This window comes from Phormidium yuhuli AB48 (assembly GCF_023983615.1).
GTDB lineage: Bacteria > Cyanobacteriota > Cyanobacteriia > Cyanobacteriales > Geitlerinemataceae > Sodalinema > Sodalinema yuhuli.
Genome location: NZ_CP098611.1, coordinates 1,380,934 through 1,403,401, shown reverse-complemented (window position 1 = coordinate 1,403,401; position 22,468 = coordinate 1,380,934). Strand labels below are relative to the sequence as shown.

Sequence of the window (22,468 nt, the reverse complement as noted above, 5' to 3'; positions counted from 1 at the left end):
AATGGTCTTTCGCCTGAGCGCATAACGATCGCAGTGAGGGGCTGCCGCATCTTCTGACATCGACCTCTGACGGCGTTTCGACCCCTTGCCGTTAACGCTGAGCGTAGACCGAACCAACGGGAGTTAGCCAGACTAACCCTCCCAGTCAGAACCGCCCATCTTTTAAACCTACGGGTTGTTATCTTTCGCACCTGTCTAACTCGCATCCCCCAACGGTCTAAGTTCGGGGTGTTGGGCCTGACAAACCCGATGCGATTTCTGAGTACGAATTTGTACTTTACCCCCCACTATATCACGTTTTTCCGTGGGTTTAGTGTAGGGGGCTATCTCACTCCATACAGCTAGGTTTAGGGAATTTCCGGGCGTAGGATGAGCTGTTGACGATGGACATGCTCTAGGGCAATCTCAGCACCGGAGACGGCTTCGAGCATTTCTACCACTTGGGCAGGTCGTAACAGGGTCCCATCATTGCGGCAACTCCCTTCGTAGCTGATGATCGCCTGCTCGGGATGGGGCGAACCTATATAGTCTAGGGCAAACAGTCGCTCTCTGAGATTAATGGCCCGAGTTTTTCCAGATTTGCTGCGATGTTCGCTCCAGAGTTCTGAGGCTTCGAGAACGGCGGCCACCCAGGCGGCCCAGTCGGGACTCTCACAGCGCAGGTTGAGCTGATATTGGGCCCGTTCCAGAACTTGGGTGGCGGCTAAGCCTTTGACGGGAACGGTTTGCACGTCATAAATGGGCATATCTGGGGGCAGTTGTTCCTGAAGCCGCTGTTGGAATTCAGCGGCCTCTAGGGGTTGGGTGAGGTCAAATTCAACGACTTCGCCGCTACTGGTGGCCCCGAGTTGTAAGGCGTTGGCGGGGGAAATGCGAGGACTGGGATGATAGCCACCGCTAAAGGAGATGGGTAAGGCGGCCCGACGGATGGCGCGATCGAGTAGACGGGCGAAGTCTAAATGACCAATCAGGGCCATGTCTCCCAGTTTGCCTAGACGCACCCGCAACCGCTGTTCTCGCTGGGTGTTGGGTTTGAAATGCCCAACAAAGTGGGGAATCGGCGGTGGGGTTTCGACGATGTTATGGCCGAAGTCGGGGGTGCATACGCCACAGTGGGAACAGCCTTCATAGGCACAGTCGGGGACGGTGGCGGCTTCGAGGGCCCGTTGCAGGTCTTGTTTGAGCCAGGTTTTGTCAATGCCGGTGTTGAGGTAATCCCAGGGGAGAGGGGCATCGAGGGATTGATGGCGATCGATGTTGCCCTGATCGTCTTTAAAGAGATTCCATTCCCCGGATTCTACTTGACGGTATTTCCAGGTTAAGCCCGATTCTTCGATCGCCGTCTCCCAGGCTTGATAGGCGCGATCGAGGCTTTCCCACCAGGCATCCATGCCCGCCCCAAGTTCCCAAGCGCGACGAATCACCGGGCCCAGACGGCGATCGCCCCGGCCCACAAAGTCCTCCATAGCGGAGATGCGGACATCGGTAAAGTTGGCTTTTACCCCCCGCATCCGCTTAAATTCTTGCCGCAATAGGTCTTGTTTGCGTAGAAACTCGCGGGTGGAGACGCTATGCCATTGGAAGGGGGTATGGGGTTTGGGGGTGAAGTTGGAAATGGTGAGGTTGATGTGAAAACGTCGCCGTTTCTGACTGCGACATTCCTGTTGTAGCCAACGCACGGTTTCGGCAATGCCAATCACGTCGGCGTCGGTTTCTCCGGGCAGCCCAATCATGAAATAGAGCTTAACTTTGTCCCAACCCTGTTCGTAGGCGGTTTTGACACCCCGTAATAACTCTTCGTTGGTCAGTCCTTTGTTGATAATATCCCGCATCCGCTGGGTTCCCGCTTCTGGGGCGAAGGTTAACCCCGATTGCCGGGTTCCGCCGATGATGTTGGCGATGTTTTCGTCAAAGCGATCGACCCGCTGACTGGGCAGGGAGAGGGAAATGTTATCGTTTTGTAAACGATTCTTGACTTCCATGCCCACAGCGGGTAAGGAAAGATAGTCAGAACAACTGAGGGAGAGGAGGGAAAATTCGTTATAGCCGGTGGCCCGCATCCCTTTTTCGATGGTATCCACCACTTGCTCTGGGTTCACATCCCGGGCCGGCCGGGTGAGCATTCCTGGTTGACAGAAGCGACAGCCTCGGGTGCAGCCTCGGCGAATTTCGACGGTGAGGCGATCGTGGACCGTCTCAATATAAGGCACGAGGCCAATGGAGTAGGCGGGCATGGGTGGGGCCACCCGTCGTAATACCCGCTCGGGAACCTGGGGATGATTGGGGCGCACAGAACCATCCTCGGCCATGTCGTAAAACATGGGGACATAGACGCCGGGAACTTGGGCTAGGTCCAGTAATAAATCGTTACGACTTAAGCCGGCTCGTTTGCCTTCTTCGATGACGAGGCCAATTTCTGGCAGGAGTTCTTCGCCATCACCGAGGGCCACAAAGTCGAGAAAGTCGGCGTAGGGTTCGGGGTTGGAGGTGGCTGTTTGGCCCCCGGCGAAGATGAGGGGGTCTTGATTCCCCCGTTGCAGACGTTCGTTCCAGGTCAGGGGAATGCCGGCTAGGGTCAGCATTTCCAGGATGTTCGTGGCCCCGAGTTCGTAGCTGAGGCTAAAACCAAGGATATCAAAGTCGCTGAGGGGTCGATGGGCTTCGACGGCAAAGAGGGGAGTCTTGGTGTCCCGCAATTTCTCGATTAAGTCCATGGCCGGCAGGTAGGCGCGATCGCACAGTTGGCGCGGTTGGGCGTTGAGAATGCTGTAGAGAATGATATGGCCGAGGTTGGACGCGCCGACCTCATAAACTTCTGGATAGGTTAAAACCCAGCGCACCTCGGCATCCTGCCAGGATTTACGCACGGCTCCAAGTTCATTTCCCAAGTAACGAGCTGGACGGGAAATGTCCGGCGTGAGTAGCTGGTCAACTGCAACCGCCATTGCTAAAATCTCTCCTATATCTGTTGCAAGCTCCAAGTTCCTAAGCCCCCGGTGGTTCTCGGTGTCACGGCGCTGAGGGGCTGGAGACTAACAAGGGTTTTAAGTCAGTTTGCTAGTATAGCCCATTTGCCGGAACGGTTCCCAGTTGAGGAGGTCTCAAATTCTGATGAGCGATCGCCCTGAGAGTGTTAATGTTTGGGACTATAAACCCTGGTGGTGCCAGCCTTGGTCGATTCTGTTGACGGGGTTGGGCTTGATTGCTGCAAGTTGGTTCGTCTTTCATCGCCTTTGGTTGACAACCTTGGTAGCAATTCCCCTGACGGTCTGGATGGGCTATTTTGTGCTGCTCTTTCCCCGACTGGTGGCCCAATCGGGGCAGTTGTCTCAGGAGATCTCTGAGGATAGGCAGCCTTAACAGGAGTTAGGGTCTGGCAATGGCATTCCACTCCTCTTCGGCGTCGGCTAGGGCCTCCTCGACGGTTTTTTCTCCTAATAGAGTCGCCTGTAAATTATCGTAAAGAATTGCTTGCAATTCATTGACATTAGAGCGGGGAGGGACTAGCACTTCTGCCCGCCGTAACTGCTGGGCACTAATCACCCGAGCCTCATCCATGGGGGTCGCGTTTTCTCCCCCGTCTTGGAAGTAGTCATGGTCTAGGGTTTCTCGGGTGGAGGGGAGGGTGTTGGCGACTTGGGAGAAGGCCAGTTGGTTCTCGGGATTGGTGAGAAAGAGGGCAAAGGCGATCGCCCCCTCGGGGTTGGCGGTATCGCGGGGAATTAACAGGTTCATGACGGCCACGGCAATTTTTCCCGTTTCCCCGCTAATTTGCGGTGCGGGTTGGGAGACGGCGGCAATATCGGGGGCGTTGTTGGCGATGGTTTTAAAGAATTGGGGACCCGTCGTGACGAGGGCCAGTTCTCCCCCTTGATAGAGTTCGATGGCTCGTTGATGGCCTTGAGTGAGAACTTCTCGCGGTAGCCAACCTTCTTGATAGAGGTCTCGCCAATAGTTAAAGGCGGCTACCCCTTCTGGGGAGTTAAAGGCGGCGCTGCCATCGTCGTTGAGCAGTTGTACGCCCATCTGCACCAGGGATTCTAGGACTTCTCCCGAATCATTGGGGGCAAAGGTGACGAAAAAGGCGTATTTGCCCGTTTCTTCCCGGACCTGTTGGGCCACTTGAGCTAGTTCCTCGAAGGTTTGCGGCGGCGCGTCAATCCCGGCTTCTTGGAAGATGTCCTGGTTGTAGATGGTGATGCGGGTGGTGAGATACCAGGGAATGCCGAAACTGATCCCGTCAAAGCGGCTGGCATCCCAAATGGCGTCGAGATACTGCGATCGCACCTCCTCGGAGATATGCTCATCTAAGTTTAACCAGGCGTTGCGTCCTGCCAAAAGGGCGGCAAAGCGCGGGTTGAGGTTGACTAAATCGGGGGCCGTTTGGGCGGAAACTGAGGTGACAATCCGAGCTTCCATGGCCGCCCAAGGGATATCAATCCAGCGCACCTCCTGCTCAGGATGCTCCTCCTCAAACTCAGCAATTAAATCATTAAAGTAGGGGTTGAACGTCGGTTGGAGCTGCATCGTCCAAAACTCCACGGTATTTTCATCCCGAATCGTGCGGGGATTTCCGCAGCCGAACATCCCCAACAGGAGGGGAACTAGGGCTAAGCCCAGGGTTAAGGGCATCATCTTAGGCTTGGTCTGGTCGGGGCGGCCCGCCGTCAGCCGTTTTACAAATTGAGTCATGAAATAGTGAGTTGCAATCGGGAATACAGGGGGTCCGCTAGGTCTCTGGCGGCTTACCTGGCTCGGGTGAGTTCAATACCGAGAAGTTGAGCGGATAGAATGGAGCAACGGTGTCTGCTTGTTGTCAACAAATTGCTATCAATTGACAATTGGCAATCTCCCTATCGTCGCCCCTATGAACCGGTGAACTGAATCCAGTGGCTAACTTAAACTTCCTAAAAAACATCTTCTCCAAGGCCAAGAATGGCATCGGGATTGAACTCTCTCCTGATCGCATCAATGTGATGCAACTGAGTAAACAGCGTCAGGGTTATAAGATTCTACACTTCATTTCCGAGGAAGTCCCCGAAGGGGTAATGCAGGAGGGGCAAATCCTTGACCTGCCCAGTATGTCAGAACTGATTGAATCGATCATCAGTGAGCATAAACTCAAGCCGAAACATATTGCCACGGCGATTCCTAGTCGTGAGGCGATCGTGCGCTTGATTCCCGTCCCCGTTGAACTCGATGACGAAAGTGAACTACGGGATTATGTGAACCAAGAGGCAGGACTTTACCTGCCATTCCCTCGGGAAGAAGCCGATGTGGACTTCCAAAAACTGGGTTCATTCGTCGATGAGGATGGGGCCGAAAAGAACCAGCTCTTGTTTGTGGCCACCCGTAAAGATGTGGTGGATAGTTACATCAGTGTCTTTCAGGAAGCCGGATTGAGCCTCGACGTGATGGAAGTCAGCAGTTTTGCAGTGCTACGCTGTTTACAGGATCAGCTACAACAGTTCACCTCCTCGGAAGTGGTCGTTACCGCTGATCTACAATTCGATAGCACTGAAATCTCAGTGATTGTCGATGGTGTGCCCCAGTTTTCCCGTACCATCGGGATCGGCAGCTTCCAAATTCAAAGTGCTCTCTCAGAAGCGATGAATTTACCCCCATCTCGTAATACAGAACTTTTACAGGGAATGACCTTGCCTGTGAATACGGGTGATAGTATGACCATGGGAACCATGGGTGGCAATAATCCAGGGACTAGCGCCATGATGAAAGTCCTCGGGGAACTCGCCGATGAGGTCCGTCGTTCTATTGACTTTTACATGAACCAAAGTGACGTTATGGAGGTTGCCCAACTGTTTTTGGTGGGGCCTGGCAGTGCGGTGGGTCAACTCGATGAGTTTTTCATGCAGCGGTTGAGTATCCCCACCAGTCAACTTGATCCAGTGGCTGCGCTAGGATTAGAGATGAGCGAAGAAGACGTTCCCCTCGTCCAACGTCCCGGACTAGGGGTGGTTTTAGGTCTGGGACTACGGGAGGTCTAACATTATGTACAACATTGAAATTAATTTCCTCAATGATCGCCCTGAGTATCGTCCGGAGTCGGTTAGGGCAAAACCCAGCCGGCAAAGACGCGATCGTTCAGGGAATGGGGCGGTCATTGCCGGTGCGGGGGTGGCCTTGGCCTTCCTGGCGCTCGTGGGTGGATTCTGGGTTTACCTGGTCCAATTGGAGATTCCTCGCTTGCAGGCTGAGCGGGATGAACTTGATGAGGAGTTAGGAAACTATCAGCGACAAGAGGATCGCTTACGACAGATTCAAGAGGAAGTCCAACAAATCCGGACACAAACCGATGCTCTGGCAGGGGTTTTTAACTATATTTCTCCTTGGTCGGCACTGCTGCAAGACTTGCGCGATCGCACCCCCAGTGGAGTTCGCATCCAAAACGTGCAGCAAAGTGATGAATCCGCTCGCAATGGCCCTCCTCCCCAGCCCACTGACTCAGGTCGTCCTCCCTCTGTGATTACAATTGAGGGGATTGCCCAATCCTTTAATGATGTTAATGACTTTGTCCTACTCCTGAGGGAGTCTAATCTCTACATGGCTTCAGGGACGCATCTACTGGAGGCCGAGATGGAGGACTATCGCGCTCAGGGTATAACCTTTAGTGACAGTCGCAGTCGTCTTCCCTTGGCACCGGTCGTCGCGTTTACCATCCAAACCCAGATTCGCGAAGTTCCCGCAACGGATATCTTGCAAGAACTTCAACGTAAGGGAGCCTTGGGCTTAGTCAACCGTATCCAAGAACTTCAGCGCAGAGGGGTAATTTAGACTTATGGCCTACGACAACGATTTCATTCCAGGTGAAGAAGAGGAAGCCACAAATGGCATTGTCTTTATGGGGGTTACCCTCTCTCCACCCATTTTAGGCGTTATCCTGGCAGTTTTAGGCATTGGCGGGGGAGTTTGGTTAGCCTATCAGTTCGTACAACCCCTTCTGTCCGAGCGGCAAGATCTCCAAGTCGAAATTGCGGAGAAAGAAACGCAAATCGACGCCCAGGGGAATGTGCAGGAGCAGATTGAGCGCGCTGAGGCAGAACGAGAGGAAGTCCAAGAGCTTCAGCAGGATGTTCTGTCCATGTTCGCGACCCCCGATAGCCTGGAAACCCTCTTATTGGACATTAACCAACAAGTTAATCAGCGCAATGCTAACCTCAGTGCCGACGAGATTCGCACTCGTTTAGTTGACCGGGGATGTCCCGCCGGGCTTCTGGAAGACTTTACAAATGTTAATGAGCGGGTCAATGGCTTTTTTAGCGAAGTGAGTCTAGAAGAATTTACCCCGGTGTTTCCCGGAAATGCTCGGGGTCAGACCAATGCTGCGAATATCACGGCTGACGGCTATGAGCTAGTCACAGATGGCTCCTTTGGTCGTCAGGCCAACGAACAGATCAAACGGCAAACCTATCAAGTCCGGATGCAGGGGAACTTCGCTCAAACACGGACGGTTTTAGAACAACTGGAACGACTTCAGCCTTTACTGGTTGTACGACGGTTCCAGTCTAGACAAGAGACCCCCACATTCATCTATGATGAGAACGGTCTCCTGGCTAATTGTCAGCCTGAGACGAGCGTCACCACCTCATTCAAACTTGAGGCCTTATTACCTCTGTCTCAAGAAGAGTTGCAACAACGGCTTCAGGACGATGAGGTCGAGGAGGAGGAAAGCTAATCAGGGGCTCGGGTATAACCCTCTAACGGAACCGAGAAGCATCACACCGAAACAGTTGACAGTTAGCAGTTGAGCGGCCATAATTGGTCGTTAACACTGGTGGATTGGTAGTTAACAGATATTAACTGTTAACTGTTAACTATTAATTATTAAAAGGAGAGAGCGGTGAAACATTATCTCGGATTCGGCGGGTTATGCCTTGGAGCAGCCGTTGTTCTAGCAGCCCCAGCATCCACGTTAGCCACTCCGACGGAGGTGACTGGAATTGAGCTTCGTGAAACCTCGTCCGGGCTAATGTTGGTGATGGAGACGGCTAATGGCGATCGCCCCCAGATTTTCCTGGTTCGGCGTGGGAACGCCATGGTCGCTGACCTCGTTAATACCAGGCTGCGACTGCCTCAAGGCCAAGGGTACAGTCAGAATAACCCAGTTCCCGGCATCGCCTCCCTGGTGGTGACGCCCCTGGATGCCAACAGCACCCGCGTTATTGTAACTGGTGCTGGCAATAGCGCCCCCGAAGGTGAGATTGTCCAAGATGCCAGTCGCGGCATTGCTCTCAACTACAGACGGGCAGCTGACGCCCCCACCACCGCCGCCTCACCGCCTCCTGGGATTGATGGGGTTCCCCAAGGTCAACAACAGCAACACCAAGCCCAGCAGCAACACCAGGCTCAGCGACAGCCTGGTAGTTCCGATGTTCTCGTTCCCAACCCTGGGGTAGAAATTGATGGCGTTCGTATTGAATCTCCGACTCGTATCAACCCAGCGCCTCCCTTCCAGCCCCGCGCCGTTGCGCCACCGGTGGGCGATATCTCGGTCTCTTCCGTCGATACCTCCAGCTACAGCATTAACCTGGGGACAGCGCAACGGGTGCCACGGCTCGTCCTTAGGGATGCCCCAGTTGAGGAAGTCATGTCGCTCCTCGCCCGTGCAGCCGGCTTGAACCTAGCCTACGTGGCCGATGATAACGGGAATGGCAATGGGCGACGCACCATCTCCCTCGATATTGAGAATGAGGCAGTTCAAGATGTCTTTAACAATGTTCTCCGTCTGAGTGGCTTAGAAGCGAACCGGGAGGGCAACACCATTGTGGTGGGTGAACGCCTCCCCGACTCCGCTCGTCCCATTATCAGCCGCACCGTTCGTCTCAATCAACTGACTCTAATTGACGCTCGTAACTTTCTTGTCTCTCAAGGGGCAGAAATCAATGAAGTCAGTGTGCAGCAGCAGATTCAGGCTCAGTCCCTTGGAGAAGGGACTGCCCCCATCACCACAACGAGTACCACAACTCAAGTTGAGTTAATTGCAGCAGATCGCCGAGATCAACCCTATCAGGGTCATGCCGCATTGCCCTTACGGGGGGTGTTGGTTTCTATTGGCCAGCGACAACAAACCGGCGATGGTCCAGGAACGGAGCTAACCCTGGTGGGAGATCCCCGCAAGGTGGAAATGGCAACCCAACTGCTGACTCAACTGGAAACCCGTCGTCGTCAGGTTGCCGTTAACGTCAAGATCGTTGATATTTCTCTGAGCAACCAGGATAACTTCAATGCCAGCTTCTCCTTTGGGATTGGCGATACCTTTGTCTCCAGTGACGGGGGGGCAGCAACCGTGATTTTTGGGGGTGGGAATCCCCCCAGTAGCACGACTACCCGCGATGGGATTACATCTCCTCCTGTGATTCAGAATCCCTTTGGAGGGACAGAAACCTTTATTGATTTGTCCCAGGAAATTCCAATTTCAGGAACATCCCCTGATATTGTCGTTGTCCGTTCAGATGGAACTATTGAGCGACGGCCAGCGCCTCCGGGAATTTTTAGAGGACGTGATGCGGCTATCTCCCGCGAGAATCCCTTTGATGTTGGCATCACAGAAATTGAACGGGCTACCGATACCGTCATTACTGAGAGACTTAGCCCCATCTTTGAAGAAGTCTTTGTCGGGAACGATGGTGAAGGAAATCCAATTTTTGAGGAACGCTTTACCGGTCAATTTGAAACTCAAGCTACCACAAACCTAGGAACCCGTGGTTCAGTTACCCAAAGTGTCGCAGATCTCTTCCAATTCCCGACGCGGTTCCTCGCACAGCTTCAGGCGCAAGTTATTAGCGGGAATGCCAAAATCCTTACTGACCCAACTTTGGTGATTCAGGAGGGGCAAACTGCCAATGTAAATCTGACCAACCAGGTTGTGCAGGATGTGACGGTGGACTTCACCGATACACCCTCGGGACAACGGGAAACTCGTGATGTCAACCTCCGTGATGTGGGGTTACAACTGAGTGTCCAGGTCGATCGCATTGACGATAATGGCTTTGTTTCTTTGCGGGTGAATCCTAGTGTGACCGCACCGGTCGGCCAGGAAAACCTCGGCAATGGTCAGTTTGTGACCTTGGTTCAGGAGCGGTCTGTGTCCTCGGGGCGAGTTCGCTTGCGGGATGGTCAAACCCTGATTTTGTCGGGAATCATCCAAGATACCGATCGCACGACGGTCAGTAAAGTCCCCATTCTAGGAGATATTCCCCTCTTGGGTTCACTGTTCCGCAGTACGAGCCGTACCAATGAACGTCAAGAGGTCGTCGTCTTACTAACCCCCAACATCCTCAACGATTCTGATCCTAACAACTTTGGGTATACCTATACTCCGGGTCGGGATGCGCGGGAAGTGCTTCAGCAACAACGTAACTTCACCTTCCCTCAACCCCAGCAGTAAGACGCTGTTACCCCCCTTTGGCCCTCGTTCCTTGGCGCGCTCTTCGTCGGGGAACGTTCCAGGGGGGTCTTTGGCTTCTCGTCTCCAGCTCAAGGGTTCTCCTCGGGCTGTTGTCGAGGAATCTTGATGGCAAAACCGGTTCCGCCGTCAGGGGGGATAAAGCAGTGAATACTCCCCTGGTGGCGTTCCACGATAATTTGATAGCAAATTGACAGGCCCATTCCCGTTCCTTGTCCTACAGGCTTAGTTGTAAAGAAGGGGTCAAAAATCTTTGACCTTACCTTCTCGGGAATGCTTAAACCATTATTCAACATGAGAATTTCTACCGCGTCTTCCTCGTCTAGACATTGAGTGAAGATTTCGATTTTTGGATGATTTAAATCACCATTTTTGACATATTCCTGCAAAAAGTAGATGGCGTTATTCAGAATGTTTAAAAAAACTTGATTAAGTTGGCCCGGATAACAATCAATTTTGGGCAAGTCTTTATAGTGTCTACAGACCTCAATCTCCAGGGCGCTACTGATTCTCAGACGGTTTTGTAGCATAATTAAGGTGCTGTTGATGCCATCATGGATGTCCACCCGTTTCATATCAGCCTCATCCAGACGGGAAAAGTTACGCAAATGATTGATAATTTGGTGGATTCTCGATGCTCCCACGCGCATGGAATGGATGAGCTGCCTGGCATCTTCCCTTAAAAACTCAATATCAGTATCTTCTAGCAAAGTCTCCAGGTCTTCGGGAACATTAGGAAAATATTTTTGATAGCCATAGATGACAGCGAGTAAATCCTGAATATAGTCTTCAGCAAAGGATAAGTTTCCTTCAATAAAGTTGATGGGGTTATTGATTTCATGGGCAATTCCCGCCACCATCTGCCCCAAACTTGACATTTTTTCACTTTGGATCAGTTGTGCCTGAGCTTGCTGGAGTTTTTGCAGGGTTAGCATCAAATCATGGTTAGTGGATTTGAGTTCGTGATTGAGTTGATATTGCCGTAGTCCAGCCCGTACTCTGGCTCTGAGTTCGTTGGGATCAATGGGTTTTGAGAGAAATTCATCGGCCCCGGCATCCAGGCCTTCTACGCGATCAGCAACGGTTTCGCGGGAGGATAGGAGGATCACAAAAACCCCAGACAGTTGTGGGTGCGATCGCACCTGGCGGCAAAGTTCCATACCATCTAGTCCCGGCATTACCCAATCACTGATAATCAGGGCCGGAGAAATGGAGAGGGCTTTCTCCATCCCCTTCACGCCATCTTCTGCTAGGGCGATCTGGTATCCCTCCCTCTCTAGAGTCTTTTGCAGCAGTAGGCGAGTGGTGTTGTCATCCTCAATTACTAAGATTTGTAACGAGTTTGGGGCCGGTAGATCGTGCATTCCGAATTGGTTTGAGGTCTAGAAATCAACGAAACTAGGTCAATCTGGTCGGTCTCTCAGTCGTCCCTGGGGAACTAGGTCTATTCTGCCAGATTTATTGAGCCTGGGAGAATATATCTTGTTTGGTAGGATTTGAGAGTACAGTGGAACAGACGGGGGACTCAGACTCTGGATGCAACAGCCTGGGAAATAGCGGCTTCAAACTCAGAAGAGTTTGACCTTAAATCAGTAATGTTGCCATTTGGGAAAACATGGTCTCAACATTCTCCCCAGTCTTGGCTGAGGTTAAATACATGGAGGTTAGGCGATCGCCCTGTTCTGTCTTGAGTTTGTCCTGGAGGTAGTTGAGCTTGTCCTTCTCTAGTAAGTCAGACTTATTTAAGCCGGCGATCGCCACCCCTTTCGGATTCACCGAAAAAAATAAATCCAAATGCTCACCCAACCGTTCAATGGTCTCTAGGCGAGTCACATCCGCGACAAAGAAGGCTCCGGATGACCCTTGTAGGTAACTCGGGGCGATCGACTTAAATTTGGTATGTCCCTCCAAATCCCAAATCAGCAGCTGAACCGACGTATTCTCGCCAGTGGGACGGGTCACCTCCAGAGGTTTACGAGAAATCTTGACCCCAACCGTCGATAAGTAGCGATCGCTAAACTTTCCTTCAACAAAACGACGAATCAAACTGGTTTTACCGACACTAAAGTCTCCGATGGTACAAATTTTTTTAGAAATAATTGCCATAGGGTAAATGTAATGAACATTAAATCTCAACTTAAGCCCAGAACCGTTCTAGGCATAGAACCGATGCCCCTAACTTCTTATCTTAAGGGTAATTGTAAATAACCCAAAAATGATTGTAGCGGTGATAGTCCTAGTTTTACAAAACTTCCCAGCGGACCGTACGGCTTAAGGCATCATCGATCGGTTCCTCAAGATCTGGGGGAGGAGCAATCGACCCCTCAACCTCTAAGCGGTCTGGAGAAACCCCTCGTTCAACTAAGACATCCCGCACAACCTGGGCCCGGTCTAGGGCGATCTTTTGATTGATAATCGGTGAGCCAATCGAGTCCGTATGGCCCACTAGGCGCAAGCGCATCTCAGGCGACTCTAACAGCACCTCGGCCAAAGCCTCCAGAACCTGCCGTTGCTCCGGCTCTGTAACGGCCGTCGCACCGGAGTCAAAATAAATCCGTTCTTCGAGAGGGGAACGACGCCGGCCAGCAGTATGAGTCACCGTGGTTACGCCGGGAATCCCCTCAAAGACCCGAGTCACCTGATGGGCCCGGTCTTGATTGGGTAACTCTCCCCAGATGCGCACCTCCCCTCCCTGAATCTCTCCCTCCAAGGAGACCTCTTCCAAGGTATTCAACGCCGCCAGAGTCCGCTCAAACTCCGCTGCTGTCAGTTCCGTAGTTGGGGGAACTTGCACCGCTAAAATGCGATTATCTAGGGGGCGTTCCGGTAAAACTTGCTGAATCGCCTCTTCTGCTTGCGATCGCAAACTTTCACTGGGGACTTCCCCGGATAAAACTAACGTGCGCCAGCTCATATCAGCATCGAGACGATAGACGGCCAAGGCTGGCTGCGATCGCAAGACGTGCCGCGCCTGAGCCAAAACCCGTCCTTGCCAGATCCGAAAACCGCCCCAAACCCCCAAACCGAGTAACACCAGCCCCAAAATTCCCAACAAAATCGGCGGTCGATTGCGCTGCTGTTCCTCCGTTTCCCGGAAATTGGCTGATTCTACCAGCATCTGTAAGCGATTTTCCACAAGGGGAGGAATGGTCTCAGGGTCTCCCTCATACTTTTCAATGGTCTCCCCGGATTTCTGCACAATATAGCCCAGGGTATTGCGAAGATTGTTGACAAAGGATTTGGGCATTTCCCCTTCTGCCACCACGGCAATATAACAGTAGCCCGCCACCTCCATCACCAAGTTGAAGGTTTCATACTCAATTTCTTGCAATTCAGACGTACCTGTCGGGCTGACAATACAGTCAGCGGCAAAACTGCGAATTGCCGTCAGCATCCCCCCAATCATGTCTGACTCTAGCCGTTCTGACTCAGACAGTTGCGCTTCACAAATCACCAAACCAGAATATTTATGAATCAAAAAGGCGGCCCGGACCTGGAAGGGGAAGGACTCCCGCAAAATCAACTCCGCTTCCGATACCCCCTGTAATCGTGCCCGAACCTTGCGGCGTATTCCTTCAAAACTGAGAGTATTCTCGACCTTGCGATTAATATCCCGCACCGCCTCCGCCATGTACTTGGCGATGGTGTTGCCGATAACGGGATAAAGGGCGTCCACCATAGAGTCCCGTTCCAGTTCAATTTGCGCCTTGATAAAGCTCCCAATTTCTGGGGCTAGGGCATCGCGAATCGCACTGCGGTCTAGTTGAATCTGCCGATGAATCGCTGCCCCCATTTCTGGGCCAATGGCGTTAGCAATTTGTTTCGGGTTGCGCTGAATTTCTGACTCAATAGCCCCCGGTAGGATTTCCGCAAAGGCCTCTTGCATAGCATGGGGGTTTTGTTGCGCTCGCTGACGAATCACCCGGTCAATTTCGGGAACCAGGGCCTGAATGACCTCATTTCTCAGTTCAACGGGGGATAGACTACTGAGAATTTCCTGTATGACAGGCATCAGGGGCCCCATTGAATCCGTCGCCCGATCTAATTGCTGCTGCAAGTCATCAACTTGAGCTTGTAGTTGCCGTAGTTCTGGGTTAGGAACAGGGGTCAGAGGAGAGATTGGGGCAGGATGGGGGGGGGAACATTGGTCCCGAGGAGGGGTCTGAGGAGCCGCTTGGGGAGGGGCGATCGCGGCCCTTGGGGGGTCTTGGAGGGGCGGCAGAGCGGTGGCGGAGCCAGAAATCTGACGCGGCAGAGGGGATTCTTCCGGGAGAGACAAATTCTCCGATTGCTGAGACTCGGGAACTGCCGAGTCAGGAGTCGGGACTGGCTCCTGACTCGGGGAGGCTGATGACTCCCCGGGTGGAGACGATGGCCCTTGGATCAACTCGCCTAGAAGTTCCTGCAAGGCGCTGAGGGCTTCTAGGTCGCTCAACGTCTTTTCCTGGGAATTGGGAGCGTCTGAATCAGAACCAGTCATGGGAATTAAGGATTCTGGGAATCGGGGATCGGCTCTTCCTGATAGGTTTGTTCTTGATAGTCGTTCTGGCGCTCGGGGAGAATGAGTCGTTCGGGGTTGAGGTCTTGCACCTCCTGGGTTTTGGCCTCTTTTCCCTTAACCTGCATACAGACATCAAAAAGAATGTCGGCGAGATCGGTGCGGGAGAGTTTTTCCCCGTCAAGCTGTTGTGATTTGCGCTGAAGTTCTTCTAGGATCTGCGATCGCAACTGGGCCAGCTCCCCATCAAGGCGCGTTCGAGTTTCTGAGAGTTCTTCCTCTAGGGTTCTAACTTGAGCTTTGAGGCTTTTCTCAGCCACGACAAAGTTACTCGACAGTCGACTTTCCACCGTTCGCAGTTGATTGCGGAAATCTTCGGAATCCTCATCTAAGGAGGCATTGACATACTGGAGCTTCTTCTCAACGGCATCAATAGCCGTTCTCAAGTCAGAGACAAAGACCGTCCGCAGGCTTTCCATCTGTTCTGTCATCTGACGACGCAGGGTCGTGACCTCAGACTCGAGTTGACTGAAGCGACGGTCATATTCACGAGAGCGATCGCCAAACAAGATATCGCGAATCTGATCAATGTTGCCCAGGCGTTCCCGCATCTGGTTGGGAGTCATCTCGTTCATGAAGGGAAAGTACAGTTGGAGTTTACTATCGGGGTGGCCAGACTTGGGCTAGAACCTAGTCGTCTCAGGTTGTTACCGACCCCTGTAATTCTACCATGGTAGTCAACGTGCCTGCTCCATCTGATTCCCTTGAGACGGCCCCCCCAGGTCCGAGGTTGGTCAAGGTTAGGCAGCCAGGAGTTGGCTTTTGAGTCGCCAATCACTACGCTAAAATAGGACTCACGACCCAGTCGTCTCACCCGTACCCGAATCCTGGATACCCCTATGACCATCGCTGCCCCAACCAAAACGCAGTATGAAGCTGTTATCGGCTTAGAAACCCACTGTCAGCTTGCCACCGAGACTAAGATTTTTTCCCAGTCCTCCACCGCTTTTGGTGCCCAGCCGAATACTCATATCGATCCGATCTGTTTGGGACTACCGGGGGTGTTGCCGGTTCTGAATGAGAAGGTCTTAGAATATTCTGTTAAGACGGGTCTGGCACTCAACTGTCAGATTGCCCCCTATAGCAAGTTTGACCGCAAGCAGTATTTCTATCCGGATCTACCCAAGAACTATCAAATTTCTCAATATGACTTGCCCATTGCTGAGCAGGGCTGGTTAGAGATTGAACTGATTGATGATAACGGTAATCCCTATCGCAAGCGCATTGGCATCACGCGCCTACATATGGAAGAAGACGCCGGTAAACTGGTTCACGCGGGGAGCGATCGCCTCTCGGGGTCTGCCTATTCCCTGGTGGACTACAACCGAGCCGGTGTTCCCCTGATGGAGATTGTTTCGGAGCCGGATATTCGCTCAGGGAAAGAAGCTGCTGAATACGGCCAGGAGTTGCGGCGTATTGTGCGCTATCTCGGGGTCAGTGATGGCAATATGCAGGAAGGGTCCCTACGCTGTGATGTGAATATTTCCATTCGTCCTGTTGGACAAGCGGAATTTGGCACCAAGGTGGAAATCAAGAATATGAACTCCTTTAGTGCCATTCAAAAGGCGATCGATTTTGAGATTGAGCGTCAGATTGAATGCTTGGAGTCTGGTGAGCCAATTATCCAGGAAACTCGTCTCTGGGAAGAAAACAGCCAACAGACTATCAGTATGCGGGTGAAGGAAGGCTCCAGTGACTACCGCTACTTCCCGGAACCTGATTTGTGTCCTATTGAGGTCTCCGTGGAGCAACGGCAGGCTTGGAAAGCTGAGTTACCCCAACTTCCTGCCCAGAAACGCCATTATTACGAGGATACCCTTGGCTTATCTGCCTATGATACCCGAGTCCTGACGGAGGAGCGCGATGTGGCTGAGTATTTCGAGGCCGTCGTTACGGCGGGGGCCCCGGCGAAACTGGCCGCGAACTGGGTGATGGGAGATATCACCGGTTATATCAATGAGGGCAAACTCAAAATTACAGAAATTGCCCTAACTCCGGCCATCCTAGCGGAACTCATTGGCTTGATTGAGGAAGGGACGATCAGCGGCAAAATTGCCAAAGAAATTCTGCCGGAGTTGTTGGAGACGGGCGGCTCAGCTAAGGCCTTAGTGGAAGCAAAGGGCATGACCCAAATTTCCGATCCGGGAGAATTGGAAAATATCATCGACCAACTGCTGGCCGCTAACCCCGACAAAGTGGAGCAGTACCGAGCTGGGAAAACAAAGCTTCAAGGCTTTTTTGTTGGACAGATCATGAAACTCACGAGTGGACGAGCTGACCCAAAACTGGCCAATCAATTACTCATCCCTAAGCTCAAGGGAAATTAAGACCACAAGTTCCTCCTTCTGAGGACTCTAGAGATTTCGTTGAGCGAGGGGCTTGACCCCCCACTCTAAATCCGCTAAAATCTGGTACAGATGCACCCTGATGGCGGGGAGGGCTACGGCTCTCCCTTCTTTTTTTTGGGCGGGTTTGCTCCTCTCAACAGAGGAGTCCCGGGGACATCTCATCAAAGAGATATCCCCGGGACTTCTAATTCCTCAAGAGGTCTGACCTGTCTTAACGGCGCAGACCGGGATCTTTAGCCATATCCAGAAATGACTTCATATTGGCACCGGGACGACGACGGGGGGTCGGGGTATCGGACATCAGATAGCGGGTGGCAAACTCTTTACGCTGTTTTGGCTGAGGAGCTGGCTGGGGTTTGGCCGGCTGACTCGGAGCTGGTGCCGGAGCCTTGGGGGCTTCCGCCTTTTTCGCTTTAGGGGCTTCCGGTGTTTTGGCCTTGGGCTGAGCCTTCGCGGCTACAGGCTTGGCCTCAGTCTTCGCCAGTTCGGGAGACTCAGTTGAGGCTTTGCCGTTGCTTTGCCCTGATGAATCGTCAATTTCTAAGAAATAACTGGATTTTTTGGATTTCAAAAGCTTTTTTAACATTGGGCGCTCCCTAGGATCTGCGTTAGCGATAACGGTATAGCAAACGTTTGGATGAAACGATTGTTGTGGGTTGACGCACGACAGAGCCAGGCGATCGCGTCGTCAGTCTTTAACCCCAACCTATTGTATGTCCCTAGTGGAAACTCAGTTGACAAATCTTAATAAAGCTTTACACCGAAAGTGGAGGTTTCGCGCTAGTTAGGGCGATCGCGCTCTAGAGTGTCAGGGTTTCAGAGGATCATTTACAGTTGTTTACCAAAAACTCAGCTTGACTCTCAGAATCAAGGCCAGGTCTTTAGCATGGCTCTAGCAAAGGATAGGGCTTTGCGGTATCTTGAGATTGACTCACTCGACGGCAAAGGGTGCAAACCATTGATTTAAGCGTAATCTTAACCACCAGAGCGTCTCAGTATCTGCTTGTGACTATTAACCTGTAGCCTTTTGCAACTGTGGAATCGGAAACATCACCAGAGCATCTGCGTCAAGAACTTGCCCAGCTACGTCTAGAACTGGAGGTCTTGCAACGTGAAAAACTCGATCTTGAAATCATGGTGGAGAATATCACCGAACACGCTGATGCCATTGAAGTGGAATTACGGGCCCGTAATCAGGATGTACAAGAGTTAAATGAGCGGTTAGCCCTCGCAAACAAGGAACTTGAACAACTCGCTAGTGTCGATGGCTTAACGGGGATTGCGAATCGACGGCGCTTTGACATGACCTTAGAGCGAGAATGGAAACGGCTAAGCCGAGACCAAAAGCCTTTTTCCCTGATTTTGGGGGATATTGATTACTTTAAACGCTACAACGACACCTATGGTCACCAGGCCGGCGATGAATGTTTGCAAAAAGTTTGCCAAGCTTGTCATGCCTGCGCCAAACGGGCCAGCGACCTAGCCGCCCGCTACGGTGGGGAAGAGATTGCCATTATTCTTCCTGATACAGACTCCATTGGGGCCATGTACATTGCCCAAGATGTTCGCCGGCAGATTCGTCAACTGAACATCAAACATGACGCCTCGCCCATCGGCAATCTGATCAGTATGAGCTTGGGAGTTGCCACCATCATCCCCCACAATCAACTTAGGCCCAACGTTCTCATCAACCAAGCTGATATGGCTCTTTATCGCGCTAAGCAAAACGGACGCAACCGGATCGTTCTGTTTCACAAAAGTCTCTGAAAAACCGGTTAAGTGCCGTTAAACTTGGGCCGGATGTGCTACCACCTCTTGGAATTGAATATTATCCTCTCGTGGGTCAGCATGGGTGACCCGAACCTGAAACCGTTCTCCAAGTTCCATTGGCCGGGGGAAACGCCAGACAAACTCAATGCCAATCTCTTCGAGGAGTAGGGACCCCAAGTTATCATCTGGACGAATCCAACGTAACATCAGGGCTTGCCAAGTCTCGTCACCATGACGGCGTAGATATTCAATCGCCCAATAGCGACAGGTTTGTCGTTCCACCAACACCGCTTCTTTGGCAGACACCATAACACTCATCATCAACTGCTGAACTTGCTCACTAGAGAAGGGCTGAGTATCCCCTCGTAGATGAGCTTTGAGTTGAAAGTGAGTGAGCAAATCTGTATAGCGGCGAATGGGGGAGGTGACTTGAGTATAGGTATCTAAGCCCAGACTGGCATGGCGGTTGGGGAAAACGCTCATCTCACTGCGGGGCATACATTTACGAATTGCACAGGCACGAACGGGCCCGGCGGGAAGTTGCATTAATTCCTCGTCCGGGGGCAGTTCCGGTTGGGATTGATGCCGGAAGGGAATGGCTAGATTATGTTCTTGAGCGTAGCGGGCGGCCACCTCCCCGGCCAAGATCATCATTTCTGCCACTAACTGACGGGAGGCGGAGTTATCTAAGACCTGAATCGTGACTTCGTTATCTTTAACTTTGATAGCTGATTCTGGCATGTCGATAAAGATCGACCCCTGAGACTGTCGCCAGCGGTGACGAGTTTTGGCCCAATCGGCAATCGCGATTAGTTCCGGTTCTGCCTGGACTCCCAACTCCAGCATTTCATCGACATCATCGTAGGTGAGTCGGTAGGTGGGTTTGACGAGGCTGGGATGGATGCTGAACTCTTCGACGCTGCCATCGGCATGGAGGATAATGCTGAAGCTGAGGGCACAACAGGTTTGTCCAGAATTAAGGCTCATGGGGCCGGTGGCTAATTCTGGGGGTAACATGGGGGTCATCCCCGTAGGCAAATAGACGGTGGTACAGCGGCGGCGGGCTTCTAAGTCCAGTTCATCACCGGGGGTGAGCCAACGGGTGGGATCGGCAATGTGAACCCAGAGTCGCTGGCGATCGCCCTCAACAAATTCGAGACTCAGGCCGTCGTCAATTTCTTGGGTACTGGCATCGTCAATGGTGTAGACCTTAAGGTGAGTTAAGTCTAGGCGGTTGGCTTCTGTATCCGGTGGACAGTTGGTTAAACAGCGTTGGGCCACATCGAGAACCTTGCTAGAGAAGTGCGTGGGAATCTGAGTGCGCCGCAAAAATAGATTTTCATGGGGACTCCATAGGCCTAAGTCCACCAGCACGGCAAAGGCACCCTGAGGGGTGAGAGGGCGGTCGAGGGCACTGAGGACATCCTGGGCAGCTGTTCGTCCCGGGGCCTCATCTCCTAGGGTGGCGTAGCGTTCTAATGCCTCTAGGTGAGGGCGATCAGCCCCTTCCCAATCGACGGCGGTTCCCGTGAGAGCCTCTTGGACTCGTGCTAAGAAGCTGTCCCAGGCCTGCTGACGCTGGGCCTCCGCTTCGAGTTGATGCTTCAGTTCGGCGACTTGAGTGGCGGGGCGAGGTTCGTAGCGATCGCCCTTCTGTTTAAAATAAATTTTGTCCTCAGACAGCAGCCGATGGGCGGCGTAACATTGGGGGGGGGTTGAGTCACTAAAGAGTAACAAGGCCAAGTCTGGGGGGGCGACGGATTCTCCATCTTCCGAGAGCAACTCCCAAGCCACCTCCAAACTCGACGGATCGAGATAGGTACTGACTTCAGACTGAAACGTTCCTAAGTCTGAGGGCTGGTATGATTGCCCATCGAGGCAATAGGACATCTGTTTTGGCGATAGGGTTCGAGTTTGGCCCTGCTCATCCACGACCACCCAGTTTTTCTTACCCTCTGGACGATCGAGAACGGCTAGCCGCCGCTCACCCTGTAATCGAAATTCGATAAGATTTCCTTTCTCCACCAGCCCTTAAACTCTCTTACGTCGAACGCCTTGGCGTTTGGTCGGGTTTCCCTAGCCGAAGAGTACAAACCACTGATAGCCGACACCTCCGATGGGGGAGGATGCCGGTCCTTTCAGCTTTCGTTGACATTCTGGTTGCGGATTCGGGTCAACCGAGTCTTGAAAGAATTGACCCTAGCCTTCTCGGTTTAGGAAGGGTAACAGTGCCAATATTCTAGCGCGTTTGATGGCCTTCGTCAGGTCTCGCTGTTGGCGAGAGGTCAAGCCTGTGATCCGACGGGGTAAGATTTTCCCCCGCTCGGTGATGAACTTACGCAGTAGCTCTACATCTTTGTAGTCAATGGGATCTCCCGGCTTAATTGGGGAGATACGACGACGATAAAATCCTGCCATGAACGTTGGTTACTCCTATAACAAGGCAATTGACGATGGACACAACACTCAGAGAACATCTGAGATGTTATTTGGTTTCTTTGTGAACCGTATGTTTGTTGCAATGGGGGCAGAACTTCTTGAGTTCCATCCGTCCCGTGGTGTTGCGGCGGTTTTTCTGGGTCGTGTATCGGGACACGCCGTTAGACCGCTTGTCAGGGTTGGTGCGACACTCGGTGCATTCGAGGGTCACAACAATGCGAACGCCCTTAGCCATAGTTGTACTCGGTTGGTTATACTCGCTGTTAAATCGATGAAATCTGAATTTTTGAGAAATTCAGACACGATCAACTATTGTTTCACATTTCGGCTAATTAGAGCAACCCATTTTTTGACTTTAAGATCCAGAGAATAGCCGCGACGGGTTGCTACGACGCGGGTTTCACTGACGCGATCGTGGAACGCCGAGGGGTCAACGGGGTCAAACCAGGCGACCCCGACATCCATTCCCAAGGGCAGCAGCAGAATCAGATAGAAGGCATTGCGGGTTCCCAAGTTGAATAGTCCCAGCAGGGCCAGGAAAACAGCGAGTCCGGCGATCGCTTCTCGTTTGGCTAAGTCTTGCCAGAGGGGGGTCCGATTATCGCGATCGCTCACCACCCGCATATCGAAGGCCCAGCGTCCAGGACTTTGACCGAAATAGGAACTCGGCACAATCACCCGCATGGAGAACCAGGTGAGGGCGAACACAATCAAGCGCGGCATCAGAGTTGGCCCCCCAATCAGGGTCGCCAGGAACCAGGCGATCGCACTATCGAAGCCAAAGGCACAACCTCGTCGCCAAAGGGGAACACGAGGAGCGCGGAAGTAGAGAGGATTATCATCCATCGAGACTACGATTGAAACGGATAAAACGAGGGCTTAGACATCTCTCTCTATGGTACGAGGTTTTGAAGTCCATGGCAGGTACAA

The 22,468-nt window shown here is 52.4% G+C and carries 18 protein-coding genes; 7 read left to right on the top strand and 11 right to left on the bottom strand.

The features are described from left to right. Positions 1-347: 347 nt before the first annotated feature. Positions 348-2,945, bottom strand: coding sequence for a TIGR03960 family B12-binding radical SAM protein (locus NEA10_RS06060; RefSeq protein ID WP_252664380.1), 2,598 nt, complete (start codon positions 2,943-2,945; stop codon positions 348-350). A gap of 166 nt (positions 2,946-3,111) precedes the next feature. Between NEA10_RS06060 and NEA10_RS06055 the strand changes: the two genes are divergently transcribed. Beyond that, positions 3,112-3,360 (top strand): DUF6737 family protein, encoded by a 249-nt coding sequence (locus NEA10_RS06055; protein ID WP_252664378.1) that lies wholly within the window; start codon positions 3,112-3,114, stop codon positions 3,358-3,360. A 6-nt stretch (positions 3,361-3,366) separates the two neighbouring features. Here the strand turns inward: NEA10_RS06055 and NEA10_RS06050 are convergent, their stop codons facing one another. Beyond that, on the bottom strand, positions 3,367-4,587 hold the full coding sequence (locus NEA10_RS06050; protein ID WP_252665303.1) for an ABC transporter substrate-binding protein: 1,221 nt from the start codon (positions 4,585-4,587) through the stop codon (positions 3,367-3,369). A gap of 302 nt (positions 4,588-4,889) precedes the next feature. Between NEA10_RS06050 and pilM the strand changes: the two genes are divergently transcribed. The 4 genes from pilM (at position 4,890) to NEA10_RS06030 (ending at position 10,405) form a co-directional block, all read left to right on the top strand. Next, entirely contained in the window at positions 4,890-6,005 is a 1,116-nt protein-coding gene (pilM, locus tag NEA10_RS06045) for a type IV pilus assembly protein PilM (RefSeq protein ID WP_252664376.1), read from the top strand. A 4-nt stretch (positions 6,006-6,009) separates the two neighbouring features. After that, complete coding sequence (locus tag NEA10_RS06040; protein ID WP_252664374.1) at positions 6,010-6,792, top strand: PilN domain-containing protein; 783 nt, start codon at positions 6,010-6,012, stop codon at positions 6,790-6,792. Between the two features lie 4 nt (positions 6,793-6,796). After that, positions 6,797-7,693: a hypothetical protein gene (locus tag NEA10_RS06035; RefSeq protein ID WP_252664373.1), complete on the top strand. Its 897-nt coding sequence runs from the start codon at positions 6,797-6,799 to the stop codon at positions 7,691-7,693. Between the two features lie 165 nt (positions 7,694-7,858). Next, the gene (locus NEA10_RS06030) at positions 7,859-10,405 is read left to right on the top strand and encodes a type IV pilus secretin family protein (protein ID WP_252664371.1); all 2,547 of its coding nucleotides are present in this window, start codon (positions 7,859-7,861) and stop codon (positions 10,403-10,405) included. Between the two features lie 89 nt (positions 10,406-10,494). Here NEA10_RS06030 and NEA10_RS06025 read toward each other — a convergent pair whose 3' ends face one another. The 4 genes from NEA10_RS06025 to NEA10_RS06010 form a co-directional block, all read right to left on the bottom strand. Further along, positions 10,495-11,787, bottom strand: coding sequence for a sensor histidine kinase (locus NEA10_RS06025; RefSeq protein WP_252664370.1), 1,293 nt, complete (start codon positions 11,785-11,787; stop codon positions 10,495-10,497). A gap of 220 nt (positions 11,788-12,007) precedes the next feature. Continuing rightward, on the bottom strand, positions 12,008-12,529 hold the full coding sequence (locus NEA10_RS06020) for a Rab family GTPase (RefSeq protein WP_252664369.1): 522 nt from the start codon (positions 12,527-12,529) through the stop codon (positions 12,008-12,010). A 136-nt stretch (positions 12,530-12,665) separates the two neighbouring features. Continuing rightward, entirely contained in the window at positions 12,666-14,903 is a 2,238-nt protein-coding gene (locus tag NEA10_RS06015) for an OmpA family protein (RefSeq protein WP_252664367.1), read from the bottom strand. Positions 14,904-14,908: 5 nt separating this feature from the next. After that, positions 14,909-15,556, bottom strand: coding sequence for a hypothetical protein (locus tag NEA10_RS06010; protein WP_252664366.1), 648 nt, complete (start codon positions 15,554-15,556; stop codon positions 14,909-14,911). A gap of 264 nt (positions 15,557-15,820) precedes the next feature. Here NEA10_RS06010 and gatB point away from each other — a divergent pair, with 264 nt between their 5' ends. After that, positions 15,821-17,308 carry an Asp-tRNA(Asn)/Glu-tRNA(Gln) amidotransferase subunit GatB gene (gene gatB / locus NEA10_RS06005; protein ID WP_252664364.1) on the top strand — a complete coding sequence of 496 codons (1,488 nt, stop codon included), beginning with the start codon at positions 15,821-15,823 and terminating at the stop codon, positions 17,306-17,308. Between the two features lie 232 nt (positions 17,309-17,540). Here gatB and NEA10_RS06000 read toward each other — a convergent pair whose 3' ends face one another. After that, positions 17,541-17,900: a hypothetical protein gene (locus NEA10_RS06000; protein ID WP_252664362.1), complete on the bottom strand. Its 360-nt coding sequence runs from the start codon at positions 17,898-17,900 to the stop codon at positions 17,541-17,543. Between the two features lie 464 nt (positions 17,901-18,364). Between NEA10_RS06000 and NEA10_RS05995 the strand changes: the two genes are divergently transcribed. After that, positions 18,365-19,096: a diguanylate cyclase gene (locus tag NEA10_RS05995; protein ID WP_252664360.1), complete on the top strand. Its 732-nt coding sequence runs from the start codon at positions 18,365-18,367 to the stop codon at positions 19,094-19,096. 18 nt (positions 19,097-19,114) lie between these two features. On the opposite strand, the gene NEA10_RS05990 is transcribed toward NEA10_RS05995, so the two are convergent. The 4 genes from NEA10_RS05990 to NEA10_RS05975 all read right to left on the bottom strand — a co-directional run bounded on the left by NEA10_RS05990 (position 19,115) and on the right by NEA10_RS05975 (position 22,384). Continuing rightward, positions 19,115-21,124 carry a ribonuclease catalytic domain-containing protein gene (locus NEA10_RS05990; RefSeq protein WP_252664355.1) on the bottom strand — a complete coding sequence of 670 codons (2,010 nt, stop codon included), beginning with the start codon at positions 21,122-21,124 and terminating at the stop codon, positions 19,115-19,117. A gap of 174 nt (positions 21,125-21,298) precedes the next feature. After that, a complete protein-coding gene (rpsR, locus tag NEA10_RS05985) occupies positions 21,299-21,517 on the bottom strand; it encodes a 30S ribosomal protein S18 (protein ID WP_068788798.1) in 219 nt (72 codons plus the stop codon). Positions 21,518-21,584: 67 nt separating this feature from the next. After that, positions 21,585-21,773, bottom strand: coding sequence for a 50S ribosomal protein L33 (gene rpmG / locus NEA10_RS05980; RefSeq protein ID WP_252664353.1), 189 nt, complete (start codon positions 21,771-21,773; stop codon positions 21,585-21,587). A 74-nt stretch (positions 21,774-21,847) separates the two neighbouring features. Continuing rightward, positions 21,848-22,384 (bottom strand): RDD family protein, encoded by a 537-nt coding sequence (locus NEA10_RS05975; protein WP_252664352.1) that lies wholly within the window; start codon positions 22,382-22,384, stop codon positions 21,848-21,850. Positions 22,385-22,468: the final 84 nt, after the last annotated feature.